Source organism: Actinomadura mexicana (assembly GCF_900188105.1).
GTDB classification, from domain to species: domain Bacteria; phylum Actinomycetota; class Actinomycetes; order Streptosporangiales; family Streptosporangiaceae; genus Spirillospora; species Spirillospora mexicana.
Genome location: NZ_FZNP01000006.1, coordinates 112,270 through 138,442, shown reverse-complemented (window position 1 = coordinate 138,442; position 26,173 = coordinate 112,270). Strand labels below are relative to the sequence as shown.

The 26,173-nt window shown below is 71.6% G+C and carries 22 protein-coding genes; 12 read left to right on the top strand and 10 right to left on the bottom strand.

The window, feature by feature from the left end; translation table 11 throughout:
- Positions 1 to 2 precede the first annotated feature (2 nt).
- Together CHC11_RS17055 and CHC11_RS17050 are read right to left on the bottom strand one after the other, a co-directional pair.
- Complete coding sequence (locus tag CHC11_RS17055; protein ID WP_245919327.1) at positions 3 to 371, bottom strand: hypothetical protein; 369 nt, start codon at positions 369 to 371, stop codon at positions 3 to 5.
- A 112-nt stretch (positions 372 to 483) separates the two neighbouring features.
- Complete coding sequence (locus CHC11_RS17050; RefSeq protein ID WP_089312737.1) at positions 484 to 1,353, bottom strand: ATP-grasp domain-containing protein; 870 nt, start codon at positions 1,351 to 1,353, stop codon at positions 484 to 486.
- A 241-nt stretch (positions 1,354 to 1,594) separates the two neighbouring features.
- Between CHC11_RS17050 and recA the strand changes: the two genes are divergently transcribed.
- From recA to CHC11_RS17030, 4 genes are all read left to right on the top strand, one after another.
- Positions 1,595 to 2,713: a recombinase RecA gene (gene recA, locus CHC11_RS17045; RefSeq protein ID WP_089313010.1), complete on the top strand. Its 1,119-nt coding sequence runs from the start codon at positions 1,595 to 1,597 to the stop codon at positions 2,711 to 2,713.
- Positions 2,714 to 2,933: 220 nt separating this feature from the next.
- Complete coding sequence (locus CHC11_RS17040) at positions 2,934 to 3,452, top strand: regulatory protein RecX (protein WP_089312736.1); 519 nt, start codon at positions 2,934 to 2,936, stop codon at positions 3,450 to 3,452.
- Between the two features lie 679 nt (positions 3,453 to 4,131).
- The gene (gene rny / locus CHC11_RS17035; RefSeq protein ID WP_089312735.1) at positions 4,132 to 5,703 is read left to right on the top strand and encodes a ribonuclease Y; all 1,572 of its coding nucleotides are present in this window, start codon (positions 4,132 to 4,134) and stop codon (positions 5,701 to 5,703) included.
- Positions 5,704 to 5,820: 117 nt separating this feature from the next.
- Positions 5,821 to 7,053, top strand: coding sequence for a glycerophosphodiester phosphodiesterase family protein (locus CHC11_RS17030; RefSeq protein ID WP_089312734.1), 1,233 nt, complete (start codon positions 5,821 to 5,823; stop codon positions 7,051 to 7,053).
- On the opposite strand, the gene CHC11_RS17025 is transcribed toward CHC11_RS17030, so the two are convergent.
- The 5 genes from CHC11_RS17025 to CHC11_RS17005 form a co-directional block, all read right to left on the bottom strand.
- Entirely contained in the window at positions 7,054 to 9,066 is a 2,013-nt protein-coding gene (locus CHC11_RS17025) for a S9 family peptidase (RefSeq protein ID WP_089312733.1), read from the bottom strand. It abuts the gene before it with no gap.
- Positions 9,067 to 9,240: 174 nt separating this feature from the next.
- Positions 9,241 to 10,224 (bottom strand): amino acid ABC transporter permease, encoded by a 984-nt coding sequence (locus CHC11_RS17020; RefSeq protein ID WP_089312732.1) that lies wholly within the window; start codon positions 10,222 to 10,224, stop codon positions 9,241 to 9,243.
- Positions 10,221 to 10,904, bottom strand: a complete 684-nt coding sequence (locus CHC11_RS17015; RefSeq protein WP_089312731.1) for an amino acid ABC transporter permease — start codon at positions 10,902 to 10,904, stop codon at positions 10,221 to 10,223. Before CHC11_RS17015 ends, CHC11_RS17020 begins: the two co-directional genes overlap by 4 nt.
- 113 nt (positions 10,905 to 11,017) lie before the next feature.
- Complete coding sequence (locus CHC11_RS17010) at positions 11,018 to 11,887, bottom strand: glutamate ABC transporter substrate-binding protein (RefSeq protein ID WP_089312730.1); 870 nt, start codon at positions 11,885 to 11,887, stop codon at positions 11,018 to 11,020.
- 38 nt (positions 11,888 to 11,925) lie between these two features.
- On the bottom strand, positions 11,926 to 12,741 hold the full coding sequence (locus tag CHC11_RS17005) for an amino acid ABC transporter ATP-binding protein (RefSeq protein ID WP_089312729.1): 816 nt from the start codon (positions 12,739 to 12,741) through the stop codon (positions 11,926 to 11,928).
- A gap of 190 nt (positions 12,742 to 12,931) precedes the next feature.
- Between CHC11_RS17005 and miaB the strand changes: the two genes are divergently transcribed.
- On the top strand, positions 12,932 to 14,461 hold the full coding sequence (miaB, locus tag CHC11_RS17000; protein WP_425427326.1) for a tRNA (N6-isopentenyl adenosine(37)-C2)-methylthiotransferase MiaB: 1,530 nt from the start codon (positions 12,932 to 12,934) through the stop codon (positions 14,459 to 14,461).
- Between the two features lie 70 nt (positions 14,462 to 14,531).
- Here miaB and CHC11_RS43445 read toward each other — a convergent pair whose 3' ends face one another.
- The gene (locus tag CHC11_RS43445; protein ID WP_089312727.1) at positions 14,532 to 14,816 is read right to left on the bottom strand and encodes an antitoxin; all 285 of its coding nucleotides are present in this window, start codon (positions 14,814 to 14,816) and stop codon (positions 14,532 to 14,534) included.
- A gap of 121 nt (positions 14,817 to 14,937) precedes the next feature.
- Between CHC11_RS43445 and miaA the strand changes: the two genes are divergently transcribed.
- Positions 14,938 to 15,849, top strand: a complete 912-nt coding sequence (gene miaA / locus CHC11_RS16990; RefSeq protein WP_245919400.1) for a tRNA (adenosine(37)-N6)-dimethylallyltransferase MiaA — start codon at positions 14,938 to 14,940, stop codon at positions 15,847 to 15,849.
- 7 nt (positions 15,850 to 15,856) lie between these two features.
- On the top strand, positions 15,857 to 16,657 hold the full coding sequence (gene dapF / locus CHC11_RS16985; RefSeq protein ID WP_089312725.1) for a diaminopimelate epimerase: 801 nt from the start codon (positions 15,857 to 15,859) through the stop codon (positions 16,655 to 16,657).
- Positions 16,658 to 16,890: 233 nt separating this feature from the next.
- Here the strand turns inward: dapF and CHC11_RS16980 are convergent, their stop codons facing one another.
- Together CHC11_RS16980 and CHC11_RS16975 are read right to left on the bottom strand one after the other, a co-directional pair.
- Positions 16,891 to 18,852, bottom strand: coding sequence for a sensor histidine kinase (locus CHC11_RS16980; RefSeq protein WP_089312724.1), 1,962 nt, complete (start codon positions 18,850 to 18,852; stop codon positions 16,891 to 16,893).
- 237 nt (positions 18,853 to 19,089) lie between these two features.
- Entirely contained in the window at positions 19,090 to 19,701 is a 612-nt protein-coding gene (locus tag CHC11_RS16975; RefSeq protein WP_089312723.1) for a TetR/AcrR family transcriptional regulator, read from the bottom strand.
- A gap of 99 nt (positions 19,702 to 19,800) precedes the next feature.
- On the opposite strand from CHC11_RS16975, the gene CHC11_RS16970 reads away from it, so the two are divergent.
- The 5 genes from CHC11_RS16970 (at position 19,801) to CHC11_RS16955 (ending at position 26,172) form a co-directional block, all read left to right on the top strand.
- Entirely contained in the window at positions 19,801 to 20,784 is a 984-nt protein-coding gene (locus CHC11_RS16970) for a hypothetical protein (RefSeq protein ID WP_218826131.1), read from the top strand.
- 90 nt (positions 20,785 to 20,874) lie between these two features.
- Entirely contained in the window at positions 20,875 to 21,867 is a 993-nt protein-coding gene (locus CHC11_RS16965; protein ID WP_089312722.1) for an ABC transporter permease, read from the top strand.
- Positions 21,864 to 22,673, top strand: coding sequence for an ABC transporter permease (locus CHC11_RS42090; RefSeq protein ID WP_218826130.1), 810 nt, complete (start codon positions 21,864 to 21,866; stop codon positions 22,671 to 22,673). The genes CHC11_RS16965 and CHC11_RS42090 overlap by 4 nt, the downstream gene beginning before the upstream one ends.
- Positions 22,670 to 24,502 (top strand): dipeptide ABC transporter ATP-binding protein, encoded by a 1,833-nt coding sequence (locus tag CHC11_RS16960; RefSeq protein WP_218826129.1) that lies wholly within the window; start codon positions 22,670 to 22,672, stop codon positions 24,500 to 24,502. The genes CHC11_RS42090 and CHC11_RS16960 overlap by 4 nt, the downstream gene beginning before the upstream one ends.
- Positions 24,499 to 26,172 carry an ABC transporter family substrate-binding protein gene (locus CHC11_RS16955; protein WP_089312721.1) on the top strand — a complete coding sequence of 558 codons (1,674 nt, stop codon included), beginning with the start codon at positions 24,499 to 24,501 and terminating at the stop codon, positions 26,170 to 26,172. The genes CHC11_RS16960 and CHC11_RS16955 overlap by 4 nt, the downstream gene beginning before the upstream one ends.
- The last annotated feature ends 1 nt before the right edge of the window (position 26,173 follow it).

Sequence of the window (26,173 nt, the reverse complement as noted above, 5' to 3'; positions counted from 1 at the left end):
GGTCAGCTCCCGCCCCGGCCGCCGCCGCCGAACCCGCCCCGGCTCAGCGTCCGCCCGCCACTCGACTTGATCTTGCCTTCGGGCCGGTACTGGCTGCCGCCGGACACGAAGCCGGACCGGCTCTTGCCGCCGTAGTACCAGAAGTAGCGGTTGTAGGCGTTGTTGGCCCCGTTGTCGATGTCGCCGCTGTTGCAGTTGCCGTCCGGGATGACCTTGTACCCGCCCTTGCCCTTGGCCGGCGCGTTGCGGTCCACGCATCTCGCCGTCGTCGAACCGGAACCGCAGGCGACGAGGGTCAGCGACAGGGCGCTCACCATCCCCACCTTCACGGCGCGGGAGCTGAGCCGGCGAGTGGGCTCCTGAGGGGGCAAGAGAACACGTCCTTCTCGCGGAGGGATCGATCGGCGGCCTGCGGCCACACGTCATGAGACGGTGGAAACCCTAATCCGGTTCGATCACAAGCCACATCACCCTGTGCGAAAGCTATTCCGGCACGGGAAGGTGAGCGTAGAGGTCCATCGCGTCCACCGACGACGGCAGGTCGCTGACCTGGCCGTCGCCGACCTCCACGACACGCCAGGCGCCGTCCGTGCGGCGGGCCAGGTCGGTGGTGATGAACCGGCAGCCCAGCGCGCGGACGGCGGGTGCCACAGCGCCCAGGTCCGGATCGAGATCCACGCCGGGGCTGTCCGGGTGCGGGCCGACCAGCGCGGGTTCGCCGTCCACCCACCACACGCGCGCCTCGCCCTCCTCGTCGTACTGCTCGAACTCCCGGACGACGAGACCGCCGGCCAGATGGTCGTCGCGCAGCGCGACCATCTTCGCCGCGACGTCGTGCAGTTGCGCGAGGTTCTTCACGTCGGGGACGAAGCACGCCTCCTCCCACTCGTGCTTGCACGACTTCACGTAGTCCTTGACCACGCCGGGCCCGCCGCGCAGCGGCCTGACGAGCTCGCCCAGCTCGCTCAGGGGGCCGGGATCCTGGCCGGTGCCGAGAGGGCGCCACACGCTGTGCGGGGTCAGCCCGGCGAACGTGTCGTGCCACCCGGGCAGCTCGTGCGCGCGGCGGTAGTCGTCCGGGTGCGTCAGGAGCACCGTTCCGCGCCGTTTCAGAACGGCGGCCATCGCGCCGTACTCCTCCGCCGAGAGCATCCATCCGCGGTACCAGACCGGGCCCAGGTCGGAGGGCGCCGCGTCGACCGCGTCCTCGACGTCCCCGCGCCGCAGCGCGTCGTGGTCGATCAGGGCGATCTCGCCGTAGTGGTCCCGCACGGCGGCGGCCTCGCGGGCGAAGTGGGGGTCAACGCGCCGGGGATGGAGCGGATCGACGCAGAAGAGGACCGTCAGCGTCATGATTGGAACCCTCCGTCAACTCCGCCAGGTTACGGGGTCGGGACCACCGATCGCACGGAGATTCCATCGCAAATCGGTGGGCGGGACGATGATCGAACGGATGTTCGGTAAGCTGGCCGGGCCCGCGGCGACGTCCTCGAACCGCGCCGGGGCGAAAGTGTCGGTGGCCCGCCGTAACGTCGCCCTCGACATCGCAAGCAGCGGCCGAGAGCCGACACACCTCAACGAGAAGGACATCTCAATGGCAGCGAACGACCGGGAGAAGGCTCTCGAGACCGCACTCGCCCAGATCGAGCGGCAGTTCGGCAAGGGATCGGTCATGCGGATGGGCGAGGAGGCGAGGGCGCCCGTCGAGGTGATCCCCACCGGCGCCATCTCCCTCGACATCGCCCTCGGCATCGGCGGCCTGCCGCGCGGCCGCGTCGTCGAGGTGTACGGCCCCGAGGGGTCCGGAAAGACCTCCATCGCCCTCCACGCCGTCGCCAGCGTCCAGAAGCAGGGCGGCATCGCCGCCTTCGTCGACGCCGAGCACGCGCTCGACCCCGAGTACGCCACCAAGCTCGGCGTCGACATCGACGCCCTGCTGGTCTCCCAGCCCGACACCGGCGAGCAGGCCCTGGAGATCACCGACATGCTGATCCGCTCCGGCGCGATCGACATCGTCGTCATCGACTCCGTCGCCGCGCTGGTGCCCCGCGCCGAGATCGAGGGCGAGATGGGCGACAGCCACGTCGGCCTCCAGGCCCGCCTCATGTCGCAGGCCCTGCGCAAGCTCACCGGGGCGATCAACCAGACCAAGACGACCGTCCTGTTCATCAACCAGCTCCGCGAGAAGGTCGGCGTCATGTTCGGCTCGCCGGAGACCACCACCGGCGGCCGCGCGCTGAAGTTCTACGCCTCCGTCCGCCTCGACGTCCGCCGCATCGAGACGCTCAAGGACGGCACCGAGGCCGTCGGCAACCGCGTCCGCGTCAAGGTCGTCAAGAACAAGATGGCCCCGCCGTTCCGCGTCGCCGACTTCGACCTCCTCTACGGCCAGGGCATCAGCCGCGAGGGCGGCCTGATCGACCTCGGCGTGGAGCACGGCTTCGTCCGCAAGTCCGGCGCCTGGTACACCTACGACGGCGACCAGCTCGGCCAGGGCAAGGAGAACGCCCGCAACTTCCTCAAGGCCAATCCCGACCTGGCCGACGGCATCGAGAAGAAGATCAAGGAGAAGCTCGGCATCGGCCCGAAGGTCGACAAGGAGGCCGAGCCCGCCGCCGCCCCGGGCGCCGCGCCCGAGCTTTCCGCCCCCGCTCCGGTCAAGGCCCCCGCCGCGAAGCGGGGCGCCAAGGCCGCCAAGGCAGGCGATTCTTGACAAGGAATCCCCCGGGACGGGTGACTCTTGACGAAGAGTGAGCGATGATCTCCTATGCAGGGCGGCGGCGCCTTACCCGGCACCGCACGATCGGTGCCCGGAACTTCCCCGATGGCGCCGCCGCTCCCACGGCTCCCGCTCCCACGGCTCCCGCTCCCACGGCTCCCGCTCCCACGGCTCCCGCTCCCACGGCTCCCGGCCCCACGCGGACCGGCTCCCCGTGACGGCCGCGCGCGAGAGCGATCCGGAGGCGAGGGCCCGCGAGGTCTGCCTGCGCCTCCTGTCCTCCTCCCCCCGCACGCGGGCCCAACTGGCGGACGCCCTTCAGCGCAAGCACATCCCCGACGACGTCGCCGAACGCGTGCTGAGCCGCTTCACCGACGTCGGCCTCATCGACGACGAGGCCTTCGCCCAGGCGTGGGTCCAGTCCCGGCACGCCGGCCGAGGCCTGGCCAAGCGGGCCCTGGCCGCCGAACTCCGCCGCCGCGGCGTCCCCGGCGATACCGTCAACGACGCCGTGGACACCCTGGGCCCGGCCCAGGAGGAGCAGACGGCCCGCGCCCTGGTCACCCGCAAGCTCCCCGCCACCCGAGGCGTCGACCCCGCCAAACGCATGCGCCGCCTGGTCGGCATGCTCGCCCGCAAGGGCTACTCACCCTCCCTGTCCTACCGGGTGGTCAAGGAAGCCCTGGCCGAAGAGGGCGCCGACCCCGAAGACCTCCCCGCCCCGCTCGACTGACCCACCCGGGAGTGCGGCCCCGAGAGGCAGGCTCCAGGAGTGCGGAGTCCGGTCCAGGTGGGTGCGCTCCGGGTGTGCGTGCCCCGGGAGACGGAACCTGGGAGGGCGGCGGCTCGGACGGTGGGTGTTCGACGGAGGGCATGGAGAAGGCAAGGGCCATGCGGGCAGTGGTTCGCCGAGGGCGGGTCCGTGGGCGGGTCCGGCGCGAGGGCGTCTAGCAGGTGAGGGGTGGGGTGGCAATGTGGCGTTGCCGTGAGAGGTGGGTGGCGACACGCCGGAGTCGCGGAGGCGGTGACCGGAAGTAGGTCGGATCCGCGGTCTTGCGGGGGAGTGATGGCGCAGGTCGGGCCGGGGGGCGGGGGTCAGGGAAGGCGGTAAGGAAGGAGTCACGTCGACGTTCGGTTAGTCCGGAATGCCGGTCGTTTGCTTGCTCATTACCTCTGTGCCGCTTACCGTTACGGCAGTGAGGAGTTACTCCGCGTCTCGCGGATTGCCATACGACCGAGCACGTTCCAGCAGCTGAGAGGCATAAAGGACAGGTTCGTCGACCGGATTCGGCCGAGTCGCCGGGGCACGCCGTAGCGCCGTCCTGCGATGTCGTGCATCCGCGCGCGAGTAAGTCCTCGCTAGGCAGGGCCCCGTACCCCGGACGGGCCCGCGGCGAGGAAGGATCTGCCTCATGGAGAGCGTCCTGCTGGGTGCAGCGCTGCTGGTGACCCTGGTCGCTCTCGTGATCGTCCTGGTGCGGCGCCCCGGCACGCCCGGCAGGGCCGCGGCCGAGATGGCCCGGGCGCAGGGCGAGGCGGACGAGATCAGGGCGAAGGCCGCGAAGGACGCGCGGGCCGTGCTGGAGACGGCCGAGCGGGAGGCGCAGCAGGCCACCGCCACCGGGCGCGCGGAACTCGACGAGGAAGGCCGGACCCAGCGGGACGATCTCCGCACCGTCCGGGAGGACCTGGAGCGCCGGGAGGCGCGCCTCGCGGAGCGGGAGCAGCGGCTGGACGCCGAGGTGCGCCGCTTGGAGGAGTGGCAGGGACGGCTCGCCGAGACCAAGAAGGCGCTGGAGGCCCGCGGACAGGAGCTCGACGGCGTCGCCGAGGACCGGCGCAAGGTCCTGGAGCAGGCGGCCGGGCTGACCGCCGAGCAGGCCAAGGGCGAACTGGTCGCGGCGATCGAGAACCAGGCGAAGCGGGAGTCCATCCCGATCGTGCGGGAGATCGAGAACGCCGCGAAGGCGGAGGGCGACAAGCGCGCCCGCAAGATCGTGACACTGGCGATCCAGCGGGTCGCCAGCGAGCAGACGGCCGAGTCGGTGGTGTCGGTCCTGCACCTGCCGAGCGACGAGATGAAGGGCCGCATCATCGGCCGCGAGGGGCGCAACATCCGCGCCTTCGAGACGACCACCGGCGTGAACCTGATCATCGACGACACGCCTGAGGCGGTGCTGCTGAGCTGCTTCGATCCCGTGCGGCGCGAGGTCGGGCGGCTGACGCTGGAGAAGCTCGTCCTGGACGGCCGGATCCACCCCCAGCGGATCGAGGAGATCTACGAGCGCAGCCGCGGCGACGTCGAGCAGCTGTGCGTCCGCGCCGGCGAGGACGCCCTGGTCGAGGTCGGCATCGCCGACATGCACCCGGAGCTGATCGCGCTGCTCGGGCAGCTGCGGTACCGGACGTCCTACGGGCAGAACGTGCTCAAGCACCTGATCGAGTCCGCGCACATCGCGGGCATCATGGCGGGCGAGCTGCGGCTGCCGGTGGAGGTCGCCAAGCGGTGCACGCTGCTGCACGACATCGGCAAGGCGCTCACGCACGAGGTGGAGGGCAGCCACGCGCTGATCGGCGCCGAGATCGCCCGCCGCTACGGCGAGCACGAGGACGTCGTCCACGCGATCGAGGCGCACCACAACGAGGTCGAGGTCCGGACCGTGGAGGCCGTGCTCACCCAGGCCGCCGACGCGGTGAGCGGCAGCCGGCCGGGGGCGCGCCGCGAGTCGCTGGAGGCCTACGTCAAGCGGCTGGAGCGGCTGGAGGAGATCGCCCGCGACCGGCACGAGGGCGTGGAGAAGGTCTTCGCGATGCAGGCGGGCCGCGAGATCCGGGTGATGGTGAAGCCCGAGGCGGTCGACGACATCCAGGCACAGGTGATCGCCCGCGACATCGCCAAGCAGGTCGAGGACGAGCTGACCTATCCCGGCCAGATCCGGGTCACCGTCGTCCGGGAGTCCCGGGCGATCGAGTTCGCCCGCTGACCGGCGGTGATCGAGCGCCCGGGCGGTTTATTGGGGTTCGGGGGAAATTAAGCGGTTGGTCTGGTGTTCGCAAGCTTCCGCGGTGATGATCAAGTCATTTCCAGGCGGGAGGATCTCGTGAACAGGATCGCCATGATCGGGGGCGGGGCCGTGCTGGCCGCCGCCGTCGCCTTCGCGGGCAGCGCCGAGGCCGCGCCGCAGGCCGCGGGGAAGCGGGCGCACGCGGTGATCGTCGGGCACCGCGGATCGCCGGGGCAGGCCCCCGAGGAGACGCTCGCGTCCTACCGCAACGGGGTCCGCGACCGGGCGGACGTGCTGGAAGGCGACGTGCAACTCACGGCGGACAAGCAGATCGTGCTCCTGCACGACGACACGCTCGCCCGGACCACCGACGTGGAGCAGGTCTTCCCCGACCGGGCGCCGTGGAGGGTGGGCCAGTTCACGCTGGCCGAGATCAGGAGGCTGGACGCCGGCTCCTGGTTCGACGCCCGGTACGCGGGCCAGCGGGTGCCCACCCTGAAGGAGCTGCTCGCCGTCAGGGACGGGGGGACGGGGCTGAGCCTGGAACTGAAGGCGCCCGCCAACAGTCCCGGGATCGCCACGCTCCTCGCCGGGGAGCTGACCGCGGCCGGCGTCGCCGACGGCGGGACGCTCAGGTCGGGGGCCTACCGGGTGCAGGTCCACTCGCGCGACCAGGAGGCGCTCAAGGAGTTCCACGCGTCCGCGCCCAAGGTGCAGCTCTCCTACCTGACCGGCGGCCCGATGCTCTCCGACGACGAGCTGGCGGCGCTGGCGGGCTGGACGGTCAGCGTGTACGCGCACCCCAGGGCGACCAGTGCCGACGATGTCAGGCGCGCGCACGCCAGGGGGCTGAAGGTGTTCAGCGACCCGGTGGACAGCCCGGCCGAGGTCTCCATGGGAGCCGACCAGGGCTACGACTGGCTCGCGACGAACTTCCCCGCCACGACGCGGCGGATCCTGGACGGCCGGACGCCCTTCCCCGGCGCGAACGGCATCGTCGTCGACAGCGTCTTCCCCGACCCGAGCGGCGACGACGCCCAGCCGGAGAAGAGCGAGCACGTGGTGCTGCGCAACACGACGTCCAGGCCGGTCGACGTGGGCGGCGGCTACCTGCGCGACCAGGCGAGCAACCTGATGCGGATCGGCTCCGGATACGTGATCCCGCCGGGAAGCCTGCTGCGCGTCTACGTCGGTCCCGGCACGAACCGTCCAGACGCCTACTACAACGGCCTGACGGTCGGCTTCCTGAACAACACCTCAGGAGACACGGTGTCGTTCTTCCGGGCCGACCACACGCTGCTCGACATCTCCTCCTACATCGTCCCCTGATCAGCCGATCGTGAGGTTGACGGGTTCCACGCCGCGCGGCTCGAACCCGAGGGTCTGGCCGTAGAACGCCAGCTCCGCCTCCAGGCAGCGGATGACCGTGTCGGCCTTTCGGAAGCCGTGCGACTCGCCCTCGAAGGTGAGGTAGGCGTACGGCATCTTCTTCTCGGCCAGCGCCTGCGCGAACCGCTCGGACTGGTCCGGCGGCACGATCGGGTCGCTCAGCCCCTGCAGGAGCAGGACGGGGCAGGCCGTCCGGTCGGCGCGGTTGATCGGCGAGCGCTCCTCGTAGGCGCGCTCGAACCCGGGGAGGGGGCCGATGAGGCCGAACAGGTAGTGGGACTCGAAGTCGTGGGTGCTCTCGGCGAAGCGCTGCAGGTCGCTGATCCCGAAGTAGGACGTGGCGGCCTTGAACACGTCGGTCTGCGTGATCGCCGCGAGCGTCGTCCAGCCGCCGGCCGAGCCGCCGCGGATCGCCAGCCGCGCCGGGTCGGCGATGCCGCCGTCGACGAGGGCGCGGGCGGCGGCGACGGCGTCCTCGACGTCGACCACGCCCCACTGGCGGCGCAGCCGCTCCCGGTAGGCGCGGCCGTAGCCGGCCGACCCGCCGTAGTTGACGTCGATCACGCCGATGCCGCGGCTGGTGAAGTACGCGCGCTCCATGTCGAGCACCGTGGACACCCGCCCGGTCGGCCCGCCGTGCACGAACACCACGTAGGGCGGCAGTTCGTCGTCCGGCCCGGCCGCCTCGGGGTTGGTCGGCGGGAACACGTAGGCGTGGACGGGACGCCCGAAGGGCCCCTCCAGGCGCTCGGCGCGCGGCCTGGACAGGTACGCGACGTCGGGCAGCTCGGCCCGCTCCCGGCGCAGCCCCTCGACGCGCCCGGTCGTGGTGTCGACGCGCACCACCGAGGCCGGCAGGTCCGGGCCGCCGGCGATCCCCACGATCGTCGTGCGGTCCGTGGACAGCTGCGGCGCCCAGTGCTCGTAGGGGACCTCCAGGTCGACGAGGTCGAGGGTGTCGGTGTCGTAGATGCCGAGCCGCATGTCGCCCTCGCCGTGCAGGACGGCGAGGCGCCCGTCGCCGAGCAGCGCGTACGGCATGCCGCCGAGCTGCCACAGCGGCGCGGCGAACTCCTCCTCGGCCGGGTAGAGCGCCTGGGCGGACTCCCCGTGCAGGCCGACCTGGTAGATGTTCCACCAGCCGGGCCAGTCGGAGATCACGTACAGGGACTCGTCGTCGCGCCACAGCGGCGCCAGGGCCGACTCGGTGAGGCCGCCCTTGACCGTGCGGGGGGCGACCACCGCACCGTCCTCGATCGCGGCCACGCGCACCTCGGTGCCGTCCCACGGCATGCGGGGGTGGTTCCACTGGACCCACGCCAGGTGCCCGCCGCCCGGAGACGGCACCGGGCCCGCGTAGAACTGCGCGCCCGACACCAGCTCGCGGATCGCGCCGGCGTCCCCGGCGGCGCTGCCGTCCAGCGGGACGGCGACGATGGCGCGCCGGATGCCCGTGGCGGGCTGCTCGTCCGCGCTCTGCTCGTTCTCGGGATCCGCAGGCTCGGCGATGTGGCCCTCGCAGACGCACCAGACCTCCGTCCCGTCCGGGGACAGGACGTAGTCGGCGTACCGCAGTCCCGCCGGGACGGCCGGCTCGGGCGTCAGCGGGTACGGCTTCGGGTCGCCCTCGTCGAGGCGGTGCAGCCGCTGGTCCTCGTAGTTGGAGAACACGACCGACCAGCCCGCGCCGGTGCGGATCGGCAGGTACGACCGCCCGCCGTACTCGTGGACGCGGGTACGCGCATCCCACGGCGCCTGGAGCAGCTCGGTGCGATGACCGTCCTTCAGGTGGATGACCGTGGCCCGCCCGCCCTCCTCGGGCCGCGTCTCCTGCCACCACACGTCGTCGCCCGCGACGGTGGGGAAGCTGAGGCGCAGCCGGGCGCGGGCGACATCGGCCGCAGAGATGGGTGAAGGCCATGAGCCGTAGGGAAGGGTCGCACGAGCGGTCATAACAGGAATCGTCCCGCATACGGGGATCGGTTGGGACCATGACGGGCTGTTTGAGGTCGGAAAGATACAAGCCCGTCCCCTGGAAACCCGCCGGTAACACCGGGGTTCGCCCCTTCCGCGGACGGCGAAGGGCGCCGCCGGAACCGGCGGCGCCCTTCGCAGACGGGTGGACCGTCAGACGGTCTGCTGGGTCATCCCGACCCCGGGCACCGGGGGCGGGCCGCCCGTGCCCATGGTCTTGGCCTCGGTCTTGCGGCTGCGGCGGCTGCGCCCCTCGAGCCAGGTGGCCACGCGGCTCAGCGACATGTTGATCGCGATGTAGATGATCGCGACGACGATGCCGGCCTGCAGCACGTTGTTGCTGTAGTTCGCCGGCACCTGCTTGAAGCCGGCCTGCAGGAACTCGCCGTAGGCGATGATGAACCCGAGCGCGGTGTCCTTGAGCAGGACGACGATCTGGCTCACGATCGCCGGCATCATCACCGTGATGGCCTGCGGCAGCAGCACCAGCCGCATGACGCCGTTCTTGCGGAGCCCGATGGAGTAGGCGGCCTCCGCCTGCCCCTTCGGGATCGACAGGACGCCCGCGCGCACCACCTCGGCGAGCACGGAGCCGTTGTACATCGTCAGGCCGAACACGACCGCGGCGAACGCGGGCACGGTGACCGTCCCGGCGTGGATCTCCACTCCGAAGAGCGAGAAGAAGGAGTCCACCGCCACCCGCTGCAGCGTGCCGAACTGGGACTCGGCGATCGCGGGGCTGATCTTGTTGGGGACGAAGAACGCCAGGAAGATCAGGATCAGCAGCGGGATGCCGCGGAAGAACTCGACCACGGCGCCGGCCGGGACGCGGACCCACCAGTGGTCCGACAGCCGGGCCAGCCCGAACACGATGCCGAACAGCAGGGCCAGCACCGTGGCGACGACGGCGGCCTTCAGCGTGTTCAGCAGGCCGGGCAGGAGCAGGTGCCTCCACACCGTCCACTTCAGGAACGGCGTCCAGAGCTTCTCCTCGAACTGGCCCTTGTCGCTGAGGCGCCAGATCAGCGCGGCCAGGACGGCGGCGAGCACGACCGACACGACGGCGGTCAGGACCGCGTTGCGCGCCCGGGCCCGGGGGCCGGGGATGTCGAAGAGAACGGTCGCTTCCTTGCTCATCGCGCCACCGCCATCCGCTTGGCGAGCCAGCCGAAGAAGTATCCGGTCGGCAGGGTGAGGATCAGGAAGCCGATCGACACGCCCAGGAAGAGGGGGATGACCCCGTTGGCGAACGTGGGCTTGTCGATGATGGTCTTGGTCACCAGCGCGACCTCGGCGTAGCTCGCGGCCGCGGCCACCGTCGTGTTCTTGATCATCGCGATCAGCACGCTGCCCAGCGGGGCGATGATCGCCCGGAACGCCTGCGGCAGGATGATCATGCGGAGGGACTGGGTGAAGGTCAGCCCGATCGAACGGGCCGCCTCGGCCTGGCCCAGCGGGACGGTGTTGATGCCCGAGCGCAGGGTCTCGCACACGAAGGCCCCGGTGTAGGCCGACAGTCCGAGGACCGCCCACCAGTAGTAGGTCGTCGAGGAGTTGTCGGAGAACTTCAGCGCGAGGATGTCGTTCAGGCCCAGGCTGCACATCAGCAGCACCAGGGTGAGCGGCGTGTTGCGCACGATGTTGACGTAGCCCGTGCCGAACGCGCGGAGCACCGGGACCGGGGAGACCCGGAAGCTCGCCAGGAGGGTCCCGATGATCAGGGAGAGCACCGCCGCGGCGGCCGCGAGGCGCAGGGTCGCCCAGAATCCTTGGAGGATCTCGTCGAAGTTGTCGAAGAACGGGCTGAAGTCAAACATTGCTCAGCTGTTTCATCACGTTCCAGCGGGGTGTCAGGCCATGCCGGCGCGCCCCCCGGGCGATGCGTGTCGGGGGACGCGTCGGCGTGACGGGCGTCAGTCGCGGCCCTGGATCAGGCGCAGCCTTCCATCTGCGGGGCGGTCGTGACGAGCTTGAGCCCGGTGCCCGCGAAGTGCTTCTCCAGCAGGGTCTTGGCCGTGCCGTCGGAGTACATCTGGGCGACGGCCTTGTTGACGGCCTCGCAGGTCTCGGTGTCGCCCTTCTTGAGGCCGACGCCGTACTTCTCGTCGGTGAAGGGGTCGTTGATGACCTTGAAGGAGCCCTTCTGCTGGTTGGCGAAGCCGGCCAGGATCAGGTCGTCGGTACTGACCGCGTCCAGGGCGCCGGACTTCAGCTTGCTCACGCACTCGGAGTAGCTGGAGGCGTCCACCAGCGTGACGCCCTTGATGTTCAGCTTGCCGTCCGGCGGGCCCTCGGTGATGCGGCGGAAGGAGTTGGACCCGGCGGCCTTGCAGAGCTTCTTGCCCTTGAGGTCGGTGGCCTTCTTGATGCTGCCGTTGTCGGCCTTGACCATCGTGTCCTGGTGGGCGACGTAGTACGGCCCGCCGAAGGTCACCTGCGACTTGCGCGCGTCGGTGATGGAGTAGGTGGCGACCACGAGGTCGACCTGCCCGCCGCCGAGGAAGGACTCGCGGTTGGCGGAGGTCGTCTCCTTGAACGTGATGCCGCTCTCGGGGACGCCGAGCGACTTGGCGATGTACTTGGCGACGTCGACGTCGAAGCCGTCGTAGCTGCCGTCGGGCTTCTTCAGGCCGAGCGCCGGCTGGTCGAACTTGATGCCGATGGTCAGCTTCTTGTCGTCCTTGGCCTTCTGGACGACCGTCTTGGCCTCGGTCTTCTCGGTGTCACTGCCGCACGCGCTGAGCGCCAGCGACAGCGCCATCCCCGCCCCGATGAGGGCGCCGAAACGACGTACTCGCATTCTCGTCCTACCTCTGCTCTCTGCCGGAGCCCCGCGGCTCAGTGCGTGAGGATCTTGGAAAGGAAGTCCTTCGCGCGCTCGGTCCGCGCGTTGGTGAAGAACTCGTCGGGGGTGTTCTCCTCGACGATCTGGCCGTCCGCCATGAACACGACCTTCTGGGCGGCTCGGCGGGCGAAGCCCATCTCGTGCGTGACGACGATCATCGTCATGCCCTCGCGGGCCAGCCCCGTCATGACGTCCAGGACCTCGTTGACCATCTCCGGGTCCAGCGCCGAGGTGGGCTCGTCGAAGAGCATCACCTTGGGCCGCATCGCGAGGGAGCGCGCGATCGCCGCGCGCTGCTGCTGCCCGCCGGACAGCTGCGCGGGGTACTTGTGCGCCTGGTTGGCGATGCCGACCCGGTCGAGCAGTTCCATCGCGTGCTTCTGCGACTCCTGCTTGCCCTGCCTGCGGACCTTCACCGGCCCGAGCATGACGTTGTCCAGGATCGTCTTGTGGGCGAACAGGTTGAACGACTGGAACACCATGCCCACGTCGGCGCGGAGCTTCGCCAGATCCTTGCCCTCTTTGGGCAGCTCCTTGCCGTCCACGAGGATCGTGCCGTCGTCGATCGGCTCCAGCCGGTTGATCGACCGGCACAGGGTCGACTTCCCGCCGCCGGACGGGCCGATGACGACGACCACCTCGCCGGAGTTCACGGTGAGGTTGATGTCCTTGAGGACGTGCAGCTCGCCGAAGTGCTTGTTGACGTGCTCGACTACGACGAGCGGCCGGTCACCTGCGGCGGCCGGCTCCGGGGTGGAGTCCTCCGGCCCGGTCTCGGTGACCTCGGGCCCGCTTTCGCTGTCCGTCATGGGCACGGACTTTATGTCATCGCCAGTACTGCCCGAGTTGCCGCGCGGTACCGATACGATCACGAATACCCACGTCGGACGGGGTTCGGTCGTGGCGGAGAGTGATCATAAAAGGCGGCGGCGGGGTGCGCCGCCCGTTCCGCCATGTCACGCCGGGCCCGTAACCTGGATGACTGTCATGAGTGCGCCAATGGAGACGGCTGCCCGTACGTACGAAATCCGTACCTACGGGTGCCAGATGAACGTCCACGACTCCGAGCGGTTGTCGGGTCTGCTGGAGTCGGCCGGGTACGTCCGCGCGGGGGAGGCCGAGCCCGACGTCGTGGTGTTCAACACCTGCGCGGTGCGGGAGAACGCCGACAACCGCCTCTACGGCAACCTCGGCCATCTGCGGCCCGTCAAGGACGGCCATCCCGGCATGCAGATCGCCGTCGGCGGCTGCCTGGCGCAGAAGGACCGCGACACCATCGTCAGGCGCGCCCCCTGGGTGGACGTGGTGTTCGGCACGCACAACATCGGGTCGCTGCCCGCGCTGCTCGAACGCGCGCGCGTTCGAAGCGAGGCGCAGGTCGAGATCGAAGAGTCGCTGGTGACCTTCCCCTCGACGCTGCCGACGCGCCGCGAGTCCCCCTACGCCGCCTGGGTGTCGATCTCCGTGGGGTGCAACAACACCTGCACGTTCTGCATCGTCCCGTCCCTGCGCGGCAAGGAGCGCGACCGCCGGCCGGGGGAGATCCTCGCCGAGGTCGAGGCGCTGGTCGCCGAGGGCGCCCTGGAGATAACGCTGCTCGGGCAGAACGTCAACGCCTACGGCTCGGGCTTCGGCGCCCTGTCCGGCGCGCCGCAGGAGGTCCGCGCGATGACCGGGGGCGGGCAGTCGGCGTTCGCGGGGCTGCTGCGGGCCTGCGGCGGCGTCGATGGCCTGGAGCGGGTCCGGTTCACCTCGCCGCACCCCAAGGACTTCACCGACGACGTGATCGCCGCGATGGCGGAGACGCCGAACGTGATGCCGTCCCTGCACATGCCGCTGCAGTCCGGGTCGGACGCCGTGCTGCGCGCGATGCGCCGGTCGTACCGGCAGGCGCGCTACCTCGGCATCATCGAGAAGGTCCGGGCCGCGATCCCGGACGCGGCGATCACCACCGACATCATCGTGGGCTTCCCCGGCGAGACCGAGGCCGACTTCGAGGAGACCCTGCACGTGGTGCGGGAGGCCCGGTTCGCGTCGGCGTTCACGTTCCAGTACTCCAAGCGCCCGGGCACCCCGGCGGCGACCATGGACGGCCAGCTGCCGAAGGAGGTCGTCCAGGAGCGGTACGAGCGGCTCGTCGCGCTCCAGGAGGAGATCTCCTGGGCGGAGAACCGCGGGCAGCTCGGCCGGACGCTGGAGGTGCTGGTCGCCGAGGGCGAGGGCCGCAAGGACGAGGCGAAGCGCCGGCTCTCGGGGCGGGCGCCCGACAACCGCCTGGTCCACTTCGGCGTGCCGCAGGAGCCGGTCCGTCCCGGCGACATGGTCACCGTCGAGATCACCTATGCCGCTCCGCACCACCTGGTCGCCGACAAGCCCGCGCTGGGCGTCCGCCGGACGCGCGCGGGCGACGCGTGGGAGGCCCGGCAGGGCGGGGAAGGCGGAGCCGTGGGCGTGTCGCTGGGCATGCCCTCGATCGGGCGCCCGGCCCAGCCCGCCGCCTCCGCGCCGGGTTGCTCGACCTGCCCCTGAACCCTGTCACGGGCTCCGGCCGGGCAGCCGGCACGGCAGGTGCTCGCGGGTACGGCCCCTCAGGGCCCGCCTAGGGCGGCGGCTGTCCGCCCGTCCCGCCGGGCCGTCCGCCCGGTCCCTCGGCCTGGCCGCCGCCGGGCTGTCCGCCGGTTTCGCCGTGCGGACCGCCGGTGCCGCCGGGCTGGCCGCCCTCGCGGTCGATGTACCTGCCGGCCTGGTCCTGGACCCGGTCGACCTTGTCGGCGTGCTTGCCCCCGGTGCGCTGGTCGAACACGTCCCCGGCCTTCTCGACGCCTTGCTTGGCCTTGTCGGAGTGCTGCCCGAGCATCTGCTTGACCTTGTCGACGATGGACATCGAATCCCCCCGGATCCCTCGGCTGGTTCGGCGCCGCGGGCACGCTGCGGCACCCGTTCATTCCGGCCATACCCGTTCTGTTGCCACAATCAATCCCGTGACCTCACCCAATGCCCCGCACGTGACCGCGGTCGTCGGAGCCACGGCGGCCGGCAAGTCCGACCTGGCCGTCGAGCTGGCCCTCCGGCTGGACGGCGAGGCGGTCAACGCCGACTCGATGCAGCTGTACCGCGGCATGGACATCGGCACCGCGAAACTGTCCGCGGCCGAGATGCGCGGGGTCCCGCACCATCTGCTGGACGTCTGGGACGTCACCGTCACCGCGAGCGTCGCCGAGTACCAGCGGCTCAGCGCCGACGCCATCGCCGGGATCAGGGGCCGGGGACGGCTGCCGGTGCTGGTCGGCGGGTCCGGCCTGTACGTCCGCGCCGCGCTCGACCGCATGGAGTTCCCGGGGACGGACCCGGCCGTGCGGGGGCGCCTGGAGGAGGAGCTGGCGCGGGTCGGGCCCGGCCCGCTGCACGAGCGGCTGCGCGGCCTGGACCCTGCGGCGGCGGAGGCGATCCTGCCGAGCAACGGCCGCCGGATCGTGCGGGCCCTGGAGGTCATCGAGATCTCCGGCCGCCCGTTCACCGCGACCCTGCCCGAGCACCGGTACCGCTACGACGACGTCGTGCAGGTCGGCCTGAGCGTGCCCCGCGAGGTGCTGGACGAGCGCATCGCCCTGCGGGTGGAGCGGATGTGGGCGGCGGGCCTGGTCGACGAGGTCCGGGAGCTGGAGGAGCGGGGCCTGCGGGACGGCCTGACCGCCGGGCGCGCCCTCGGGTACGCGCAGGTGCTGCGGGTCCTGGCGGGGGAGTGGACGCAGGAGCAGGCCCGCGAGGACACCGTCCGGACGACGCGGCGTTTCGCCCGCCGCCAGGAGTCCTGGTTCCGCCGCGACCCGCGCGTGCGATGGCTGCCCCACGATGCCCCCGACCTGGTCGATCGCGCTCTCGCCCTGGTGATCCGGGGGACGCCGGACCCCATATGATCGGAGCATGCGGTTCGTCAAGGGGCACGGCACCGAGAACGACTTCGTGATCCTCCCCGATCCGGACGGTGTCCTGGACCTCACCCCGGAGGCCGTCGCGCGGCTCTGCGACCGGCGGGCGGGGATCGGCGCCGACGGCGTCCTGCGCGCGGTCCGGACGAAGGCCACCGGGTCCGACGCCGACGCCGAGTGGTTCATGGACTACCGCAACGCCGACGGCAGCATCGCCGAGATGTGCGGCAACGGGGTGCGCGTCTTCGCCCGCTACCTGGTCGACGCGGGCCTGGCCCCGCCCGGGGAGTGGGACCTGGCCACCCGCGCGGGCCTGCGCCGCGTGACTCTCGGCCCGTCCGGGGACGTCAGCGTGGAGATGGGCCGGCCGGAGCTGCTCGGCCCGGGGGAGGCGTCCCTGGCGGGCGCGAGCTTCGCAGGCGAGCGGGTCAGCGTCGGCAACCCCCACCTGGCGTGCCGCGTGACCGGGCCGGTCGCCGCCCTGGACCTCTCCCGCGCCCCGGACTTCGATCCGGCGGTCTTCCCCGCCGGGGTGAACGTCGAGTTCTTCCGCAGCGTGGGGGACCGGCACGTCGAGATGCGGGTGTACGAGCGCGGCTCCGGCGAGACCCGGTCGTGCGGCACCGGCACCGTCGCGGTGGCCGCGGCGGCGGCCCGCGGCACGGCCGACGGCGCCGAATGGACCGTGGACGTCCCCGGCGGCAGGGTGACCGTCGTGCTGGACGGCGAGACCAGCTACCTGCGGGGCCCGGCCGTCCTGGTCGCCGAGGGCGAGACGCGGCCCGGCTGGATCTAGCGGAGGCCCCGTCCTACCTGGGCTTGCGCCTGTCCCGGGGCGGTCCCGGCACAGACGGGACAGCTGTCCCTCTCCAGCGGGACCTTCCGCCGCATAACTTCGTTCTTGCACACCCTCTGGTGAATGGCCCGTATGGACCGGGATGGGAGCCCCGGGCCCGTACGGAGCCCGAGGGCCGGTGGCGACCTTCTTGGCGGGGGGCGGTCACCGGCCCTCCCACCGGGAGGGGCGCCTCAGGCGGAGGCGCCGTTGACCGGCAGCCTGGCGCGGACCAGGGTCCCGCCCTTGGGGCCGGGCCCCACCGTGCAGGACCCGCCCAGCTCGGCCGCACGCTCGCGCATCGAGGACATGCCGATGCCCGAACGCACCTGGTCGGGCAGTCCCACGCCGTCGTCGTCGACGGTGACGTGCAGATCGCCGTTCAGATGCAGCCGCACCTCGGCACAGCCCGCGTCGGCGTGCCGGTGGACGTTCGTCAGCGCCTCCTGGACGATCCGGTACGCGGCGACCTCAGCGGCGGCCGGCAGACCCTTCAGGTCGCCCTCGACGCGCACGTCCACCTGCGGGCCGTCCCCGGCGGCGACGACGCCTCCGAGCGCCTGGATCGCGCCCTCCAGCCCGAGGTCGTCCAGGGCTGGCGGGCGCAGGCCGTACACGAGTTCCCTGATGTCGCCGATGGTGCGTCCCATGGTGGCGCGCAGCTCCTCCAGCAGCCCGTCGGCCGCCTCCGGGTCGGTCCTCAGCGTGATGCGCGCGGCGTCCACCGTCATGGCGAGGCTGGCCAGCGTCGGCCCGAGCCCGTCGTGCAGGTCGCGGCGCAGCCGCCGCCGCTCCTCCTCCCGCGTGCGCAGGATGTGCTCCCGGGAGCGCTGGACGTCCGCGGAGAGCCGCACCGCGTTCGCCAGCTCGGCGAGGTTGCGGGCGAGGATGTTCGACAGGCGCGCGTCCGGGGTGCGGGTGACGCCGAACAGCAGCCGCCCCACCGGCTCCCCGTGCCACACCAGCGGGATGAGCTGGGGGCGCTCGCCGAGCACGCCGTCCTCCGCCGAGACCGTCCGGCCGTCGCGGTCCAGCACCTCGATCGTGACGCCGGTGGCGTGCAGGGCCGAACGCGCCGCCTCGGCGGCGACGGCGAGCGCGGCACCCGGGTTCGCGGCGGTCTGCAGCCGCAGGTTCAGCCGGTCGGCGATCCGGTACGGGTCCCGCTCGCCGTGGATGACCCCGTCCACCGCGCGCTGCAGCCGCCGCCGGACGGGTTCGAACACCGCGCCCGCGACGACCGCCCCGGCGAGCCCGGCGAGGGTGCCCCGGCCGTGGGCCAGCAGGCTCGCGGTGCCGACGAGCGCGAAGTACACGCCGGTGATGACGACGACGAGGCCCGCGTACACCAGCGTTCGGCTGACCACGAGGTCGATGTCGTACAGCCGGTAGCGGGTGATCGCGATGGCGACGCAGATGGGGACGGCGACGATGGTGAGGTCGCGCAGCGGGTCGCCGATCGGGCTGTTCTCGCCGGCGAAGATGATCGCCTCGGCGAGGACGCCCGGATAGACCACCCAGGCGATCTGCCGCCGGACGTCCGGCGGCGCCTGCACGAACCGCACGGCCACCGAGAACAGGCCCGCGGCCAGGGCGGTGACGATGACCGCGCTGATCGGGAGCGGGATCTCCTCGAACGGGTACACCGAGACCCCGTTGTGCCAGCGGCGGACGTCCGGGTCGATCGTCAGGTGCGCGCAGACGATGACCGGGACGAGGCAGGCGAGGGCGAGGGCGGGCCGGAACCACCGCGACACCAGCCGCCCGTCCGGGAAGATCAGCGGCAGCACGAGTGTCAGGGCGTAGGTGTCAACGGCCCACAGCCAGACGGCGAGCCACTGGACGAACCCCGCTCCGGGCCACTGGTGGAGTTCGAGCCAGGGGCCGAGGTTGAGCGACAGCACGTACAGCGAGGCGCTGAAACCGGCGCCGACCATGAGCCAGGCGACCGTGAGCCCCGGGCGGTGCCGCAGCAGGACGGCGCCCACGGGCGTCCATGCCAGGGCGACCAGGATCTCCGGATGCCACCACACCATCCGCAGTTCGGACGGCACGCGGGCGCCGATGATCAATGACGCGGCGACGGACGCGACCGCGGTCAGCGCGAGGAGGGCGCCGGCGCGCCCCGCTCCGCGGTCGTGCTCTTCCGTCTCCATGCACACTCCCCGCCCAAAAGTAATGGAATGTTAAAACGCGCAGCTCCCTGTCCTGCAGTCCAAATCGCGTCCGCCTCAGGACACCGCTGAGCCGGTTCGGCGGAGAATTCTCCGGTCGCGGTGCATGCGGGCGTGCCGTGATGGTAACCACGAAATCAGGCGAAAAGAACGGAAAGCGCAGGTCAGTGTTGCGCGACGGCGGCAAGCCGGACGGCCGGGGAGCCGGGACGGGGGCGGTCAGGCCGTCAAAGTCAACATGCTCTCGCGTGTCAGCGCCTTCAGCCCGCGCCTCATGTCCGCGGGGTCGAAGTCCCTGAGCAGCAGGCGCTGTATGAGGAACCCGGGGAAGAGGGCGAACAGCGTCTTTCCGGCGGCCTCGACATCGGTGTCGGCGGGAAGCAGACCCGCGTCGACCAGCCGCCGGATGTAGAGGGTCCAGGTGGCCCGCAGGTCGGTGACGTTGTCGGCGACGTACGCGGCGATCTCGGGATCGTGCATGGCGAGCGCCCACGCCTGGGGCGCGAGCCGGAGCGGGCCGTTCTCGCCGGAGAGGGCGACGATGTGGGAGGCGAGCCGCTCGACGACCTCGTCGACCGGGAGCAGCGGGTCGCTGTCGGCGAGCGCGGTGAAGAACGTGCGCAGGTCGCCGACCACGGTGGCGATGTTCGCCTCGATGATCTCGTTCTTGCTCCTGAAGTACCGGTAGACGGCACCGGCGGAGAGTCCGGCCTCGGCGAAGATGTCCTGCATGGACGTCGCGTGGATGCCCCTGCGGATGAAGCAGGCGCGCGCCGCTTCCAGGATCTGGCGGCGGCGGCGCTCCAGGTGCTCCTCGCTGACTCTCGGCATGGGGCCAATCTAAAACGAACGTTCGTTTCTTGACAAGCTCCGGAGGGGGTGCGAGGCTGCGCGCCAAAGAGAACGGACATTCGTTTTTTTGGAGGGACCGTGCGGACATCGCCCGTCGCGCGCACCGTCGGCGTGGCCGTCGGCGTCGCGTCGCTGCAGCTCGTCATGATCGTTGCCTTCTCGTGGCCCGCCGCACGGACGGCGCCGCGTGACGTCCCGATCGTCGTGACCGGCCCGCAGGCGGCCGTCGTCGCCGACCTGCTCGACCGCGGGCGGCCGGGCGCCTTCGACGTCCGGACCCGTCCGGACGAGGCCGCCGCGCGTGCCGCGATCGAGGAGCGCGAGGCGTACGGCGCCATCGTCACGTCGCCGTCCGGCCCGAAGGTGCTCACCGCCTCCGCCGCCTCGCCGCTGGTCGCCCAGCAACTCGGTGCGATGGCGGCGCGTCTGCGGCCTGGGGGCGCCTCGGTGCCCCCGCCCGTCCAGGACGTGGTCGCCGCGGACTCCGACGACCCCCGCGGGGCCGGTTTCGGCGCCCTCGCGCTCCCGCTGACCATGTCCGGGCTCGCGGCCGCGGTCCTGCTGACGTTCGCCATCCCGTCCCTGGCCTGGCGCGTCGCCGGCACGGTGATCTTCGCCGTACTGGGCGGGCTGGGCGTCGCGTGGATCGCGCAAGGCTGGCTTTCGCTGCTTCCCGGCTCCTACGCCACGCTCGCGGGTGCCATGGCGCTGTCCGTCCTCGCGGTGACCGGCACCGTGGTCGGCTTGGCCGCCGCCCTGGGCCGCCCCGGATTCGGCCTCGGCGCGCTCACGCTGCTGCTGCTCGGCAACCCCCTGTCGGCGGCCACGTCGGCGCCCGAGATGCTGCCGCAGCCGTGGGGCGCGATCGGCCAGTACCTGCCGCCGGGCGCATCGGCCACCCTCCTGCGGTCGGTGGCGTTCTTCGACGGTGCCGGGGACGCCGGCCCGGTCACCGTCCTGACCGCCTGGGCCGCCGCCGGCATCGCGCTCGTGGTCGTCGGCGGTCTGCGGAGGCGTGCGGAAGGGGAGGCCGTGCCCGGCCGCGAGCCGGTGCTCGCGTGACCTTCACGGCGCGACTCTTGGCAATCCCCTGCGCTTTCCGTGCTCGCTCAATAACATTCGGTGACTTCTGGGTGGTGAGAAGGGAACAGGGTGGCGACGTTCGTGGTCCGGCGCCTGGCGAACCACGCGGCGCTGGCCGTGCTCGCCGCCAGCCTCGGTTACCTGCTGGCCGCCGCGGCACTCGATCCGCGGGCCGGTCTCGAAGACCGCGCGCCCCGTCCGCCGCAGGCCGTCGTCGACGCGCGGCTCGGCGCGCTCAACCTCGATGACCGGACGCCCTTGGCCGAGCGATACCTCACCTGGGCCGGGGGCGTCGCGCACGGCGACTTCGGCCGGACCTGGGACGGCGAGCCGGTCGGCGCCGAGCTGTGGCGCCGGCTCGGCGTCAGCCTGCGCCTGGTGGCGCCGGGGGCGGTCCTGGGAGGCGCCATGGGGGTCGCCCTCGGCGTCTACGCCGCCGTCCGGCACGGCCGGGCGGCCGACAGGCTGATCTCCGGCGGCTCCTGTCTGCTGCTGGCCGTTCCCGCGTTCGTCCTGGCGGTGCTCTTACAGATCCTGGCCGGTGAGGCCAACGACGCTTTGGGGATGAGGGTGTTCGCCTGGGTGGGCGAGTCCACACCGGGGGAGTCCCGCGGCGCGCTCTGGGATCTTGCGGATCGGGGGCGCCGCCTGCTGCTGCCGACGGCCACGATCGCCCTCTGCCAGCTCGCACTCCACGCCCGCTACCAGCGGGGCCTGATGCTGGACGTGCTGCACGCCGATCACGTGCGGGCCGCGCGGGCCAAGGGGCTCCGGCGGCGCGACGCGCTGCTGCGGCACGGGCTGCGGACCGCGATCGTCCCGATGACGACCTACGTCGCCTACACCTCCGGTCTGGTGCTCCTCGGCGGGGTGTTCACCGAGACGGCCTTCGGGCGGCACGGGCTGGGGGAGTGGCTCGTCGGCGCCATCTCCCGCGGCGACGTCAACGCGGTCGCCGCCATCGAATGCCTCGCCGCCTGCGCCGTCACCCTGGCCGCCCTCGCGTCCGACGTGCTGGCCGCAGCGCTGGACCCCCGCGTCCGCGCGGGAGGCGTGCCATGACCGCCGGCCGTCGGACGGCGGCCGGGGCCGTCCTGCTCGTGCTGTTGCTCCTCCTGGCTTTCGGCGGGCCGCGCGTGTCGCCGTACGGATGGGACGAGACGGACTTCGCGGCGTTCCGGCAGGGGCCGTCCGGTGGCCACTGGCTCGGCACGACGCAGAGCGGACGCGATGTCTTCGCCTCCACGCTGCGCGGGGCGCAGAACTCGCTTCTGGTCGGCCTGAGCGCCGCCCTGCTGTCGACCGGTCTCGCCGCCGTCGTCGGGACCGCGGCAGGGTTCCTGGGCGGACGCGTCGACCGGGTGCTGATGTGGGGCGTCGATCTGCTGCTGGTGCTCCCGTCCCTCCTGATCGTGACCGTCCTGGCGTCCCGGATCGCCGGAGGGCGGCCGGTGCTCGCGGCGGTGCTGGCCGCGTTCATGTGGATGGTCACCGCCCGCGCGGTGCGGGCCGCGACGCTCTCCCTGCGGGACCGCGATCACGTGCTGGCCGCGCGGTTCCTCGGCGTGGGCACGCCGCGGCTGGTCGTGCGGCACGTGGCGCCCGGGCTGGCGTCGCTGCTGACCGTGGACGCGAGCCTGAACGTGAGCGTCGCGATCGTCGCCGAGAGCGGGCTGTCCTACCTCGGGTTCGGGGCCCGGCCGCCGGACGTCTCGCTCGGCACGGTCATCGCCGACGGCCAGGGCGGGGCGACCGCGCATCCGTGGGCGTTCGGGTTCGCGGCCGGGCTGCTCGTCCTGATCGTCGTCGCGGTGAACCTGCTCGGGGACGGGTTGCGGGACGCTCTCGACCCGGAGGCCGGGCGTTGACGGTTCTGCGGGTCGCCGACCTGACGGTCGGTTACACGGCGGGTGCGAGTGCCCTGCGCGGTGCGAGCTTCTCGGTCGAGGCCGGGGAGGCGCTCGGGATCGTCGGCGAGTCGGGAGCCGGTAAGACAGCGCTCGCGCTCGCGCTGATGGGGTTGCTGCCCGAGGGCGCGCGTGTGACGGGCTCCGTGCGGTTGCGCGGCCGGGAACTGCTGGGACGGACCGACGCGGAGCTCTCGCGGGTGCGCGGCAAGGACTTGGCGATGGTCTTCCAGGATCCGTTGTCGGCGCTTTCGCCCGTCCACATGGTGGGCGACCAGATCGCAGAAGCCGTCCGGATCCACTCGGCGGTGAGCCGTGCGGCGGCGCGCAGGCGTGCTGTGGACCTGCTCGAACTGGTCGGCGTGCCGGACGCGGCACGACGGGCTCGGGCCTACCCGCATCAGCTGTCCGGCGGGATGCGGCAGCGCGTGATGATCGCCATGGCCATCGCCAACGACCCGGTCGTGATCGTGGCCGACGAGCCCACCTCGGCCCTCGACGTGACCGTCCAGGCACAGGTGCTGGACGTTATGCGCGTGGCCCGGGAGGCGAGCGGCGCCGCGACCGTGCTGATCACTCACGATCTGGGGGTCGTCGCCGGCTTCGCGGACCGCGTCATGGTGATGCACGAGGGACGGGTGGTGGAGACGGGCCCGGTGGAGGAGATCTTCCTTCGACCCCAGATGCCCTGTACGAGCCGCCTGCTGCGCTCATGGCCGCGTGCGGGCGATGCGCCGGATCCCCGTGCTCGGCCTGAACGTCCGGTGGTTCTCCATGTGGACGGCCTGGTCCGTCGCCATCCCCGCTTGCGCGCTCCTCTCTTCAGCTGTCCCCTCTTCACAGGGACGCTGCTTCGGCGGCGGGCCGGGGAGGTGCGTGCCGTTGACGGCGTGAGCTTCGACGTCCGTGAGGGCGAGACGCTCGCGCTGGTGGGGGAGTCGGGGTCCGGCAAGACCACGACGCTGATGGAGATCCTGCGGTTGTCCCGCCCGCAGGAGGGGCGCGTCACCGTCCTGGGCCAGGACGCGGCCACCTTGCGTGCCGCCGACCGCAAGGCCTTGCGCAGGGACGTCCAGGTCGTGTTCCAGGACCCGTACGCCTCGTTGAACCCGCGTATGCGGGTGGCCGACATCATCGCCGAACCGCTCGTCACGCACCGCATGCCGATCCGTGGTCGTGTGGAGGATCTGCTCGCTCTGGTGGGCTTGGACCCCGGCCATGCGCGGCGCTTCCCGCATGCGCTCTCGGGCGGGCAAAGGCAGCGCGTAGCCCTGGCCAGGGCACTCGCCTTGGAACCCCGCCTTCTGCTCTTGGACGAGCCTGTGTCTGCACTGGACGCCTCGGTGCAAGCGAGCGTCATGGAATTGCTGGAGGAGCTACGGGTGCGGCTCGGCCTGGCGTGCCTTTTCGTCACCCACGACCTCGCCCTGATGCGGGGCTTCGCCGATCGGGTCGCCGTGCTGCACATGGGGCGCATCGTCGAGATCGGGCCGGTCGCCGATGTGTACGGGACGCCAGCCCATCCCTATACGCGGGCGCTACTGGACGCGATCCTTTCGCCCCGCCTAGAGCGGAACCGACCTCGCCCATTCCTTCTGCACGGTGACCTTCCCGGCCCTATGGCCGGGCACTCGGGGTGCCGGTTCCGTGCTCGCTGCCCGCACTACGCCACGCTCACCCCCGACGACAGGCGCCTATGCGAAGACCACGACCCGATTCCGCATGCCATCGCGGCGGACCACTCCGTCGCCTGCCACCATCCCCTCGTCTCGGCGGCGGCCGAACGATGAAACAGGTCCTCGCCGCGGGACTCCTCGGGCTCGCGCTCATGACCGGCGCCGGGTGCCGTGCCCCGGAGGCGTCGCCGTCCAGCGCGTCCGGGGCGCTGCCCGCGGCGGATGTGAACCCGACTCCGCGCGACCGCGTCGTGAACGGCGGGACGCTCCGCTGGCCGCTGCCCGAGTTCCCGTCCCAGTGGAACACCAACCACGTCAACGGCGCCAAGGGTGCGGTCGAGCAGGTCGTCCAGGGCGTCCTGCCGTACCTGATGCGTTCCGATGAGAAGGCCGTCCCGCATCCCGTCCCGGAGTACCTGAAGTCGGCCACGGTGAAGCGGACCCCGCACGGCCAGACCGTGACCTACAGGCTCAACCCGCGCGCCAGGTGGTCGGACGGACGGCCCATCGGTCACGCCGACTTCCTGGCGCAGGCCCATGCCCTTTCTGGACGCGACCCGCGCTACGAGGTCTCGACCGTCACCGGATACCGGCAGATCGAGCGAGTCGAACGCGGCGCCGGTGACCACGAGGTCGAGGTGACGTTCGCCCATACGTACGCGGACTGGCGCGGCCTGTTCAGCCCCCTGTACCCGGCTGCCGCCTACGCCAGCCCGCGCGCGTTCAACACAGGCTGGACGGGCCGCGCACCCGTCACGGCCGGACCGTTCAGATTCCAGCGGATCGACCGGACGGCCAAGACGGTGACCCTCGCGCGAGACCCGGCCTGGTGGGGCGCGCCGGCGAAGCTCGACCGGATCGTGTACCGCGCCATGGACACCAGCGCGATGCCCGGCGCGTTCGCCAACGACGAGATCGACCTGATGGACATCGGCCTCGACGCGGATGCGCTGCAACGCGTCCAGGGCGTTTCCGGGGCCGCGGTCCGCAGAGCGGGCGGGCCGGACTGGCGGAACTTCACGTTCAACGCGGCCGGCGCCATCCTGTCCGACGCCAGGGTGCGTCGGGCGGTGATGCTCGGCATCGACCGGCGGGTCATCGCACGCTCCGACCTGTCCGGCCTCGGCGTACCGGTCCAGACGCTCGGCAACCACTTCTACGTCAACACCCAGGCCGGCTACCAGGACAATTCCCGCGGGCTCGGTGCGTACGATCCCGCGCGGGCCAGACGGCTCCTGGACGAGGCCGGCTGGAGACCGCGAGGCAGGTACCGCGCCAAGGCGGGACGCACGCTCGCGCTGCGGTTCGTGGTGCCGTCAGGGGTCCCCATCAGCAGGCGGGAAGGAGAACTGACGCGTGCGCTGCTCGAACGCATAGGCGTCCGGGTGGACATCCAGGTCGTTCCCGCGGACGACGTCTTCGAGCGGTACGTCACGCCCGGCAACATGGACATCGTTCCGTTCTCCTGGCTCGGCACCTCGTTCCCCGTCTCACAGATGAAAGCGGTGTTCGCACGACCGCACGGACGCAACGTCCAGCAGAACTACTCGCGGATCGGCAGCGCCGCGATCGACGCGGCGATGGACCAGGCCATCGCGGAGCTCGCTCCGGAGAGGGCTCACGCTCTGGTGAACAGGACCGACCGGCTCATCTGGCACCAGGCGTCGGTCATGCCGCTGTACCAGCGGCCGCAGCTCGTCGCAGTGCGCGCGGACCTCGCCAACGTGGGGGCCGGCGGCTTCCTGAGACCCGCCTATCAGGACATCGGCTTCACCGGCCGGTGAA

Coding starts and splice junctions, on each gene's coding strand:
- CHC11_RS17010 (WP_089312730.1), bottom strand. CDS start 11,887: ATGCGAGTACGTCGTTTCGGCGCCCTCATCGGGGCGGGGATGGCGCTG.
- CHC11_RS42090 (WP_218826130.1), top strand. CDS start 21,864: ATGACCGCCGGCCGTCGGACGGCGGCCGGGGCCGTCCTGCTCGTGCTG.
- dapF (WP_089312725.1), top strand. CDS start 15,857: ATGCGGTTCGTCAAGGGGCACGGCACCGAGAACGACTTCGTGATCCTC.
- CHC11_RS17050 (WP_089312737.1), bottom strand. CDS start 1,353: ATGACGCTGACGGTCCTCTTCTGCGTCGATCCGCTCCATCCCCGGCGC.
- recA (WP_089313010.1), top strand. CDS start 1,595: ATGGCAGCGAACGACCGGGAGAAGGCTCTCGAGACCGCACTCGCCCAG.
- miaB (WP_425427326.1), top strand. CDS start 12,932: ATGGAGACGGCTGCCCGTACGTACGAAATCCGTACCTACGGGTGCCAG.
- CHC11_RS17015 (WP_089312731.1), bottom strand. CDS start 10,904: ATGTTTGACTTCAGCCCGTTCTTCGACAACTTCGACGAGATCCTCCAA.
- CHC11_RS17005 (WP_089312729.1), bottom strand. CDS start 12,741: ATGACGGACAGCGAAAGCGGGCCCGAGGTCACCGAGACCGGGCCGGAG.
- CHC11_RS16980 (WP_089312724.1), bottom strand. CDS start 18,852: ATGGAGACGGAAGAGCACGACCGCGGAGCGGGGCGCGCCGGCGCCCTC.
- CHC11_RS43445 (WP_089312727.1), bottom strand. CDS start 14,816: ATGTCCATCGTCGACAAGGTCAAGCAGATGCTCGGGCAGCACTCCGAC.
- CHC11_RS16975 (WP_089312723.1), bottom strand. CDS start 19,701: ATGCCGAGAGTCAGCGAGGAGCACCTGGAGCGCCGCCGCCGCCAGATC.
- rny (WP_089312735.1), top strand. CDS start 4,132: ATGGAGAGCGTCCTGCTGGGTGCAGCGCTGCTGGTGACCCTGGTCGCT.
- CHC11_RS16955 (WP_089312721.1), top strand. CDS start 24,499: ATGAAACAGGTCCTCGCCGCGGGACTCCTCGGGCTCGCGCTCATGACC.
- CHC11_RS17025 (WP_089312733.1), bottom strand. CDS start 9,066: ATGACCGCTCGTGCGACCCTTCCCTACGGCTCATGGCCTTCACCCATC.
- CHC11_RS17020 (WP_089312732.1), bottom strand. CDS start 10,224: ATGAGCAAGGAAGCGACCGTTCTCTTCGACATCCCCGGCCCCCGGGCC.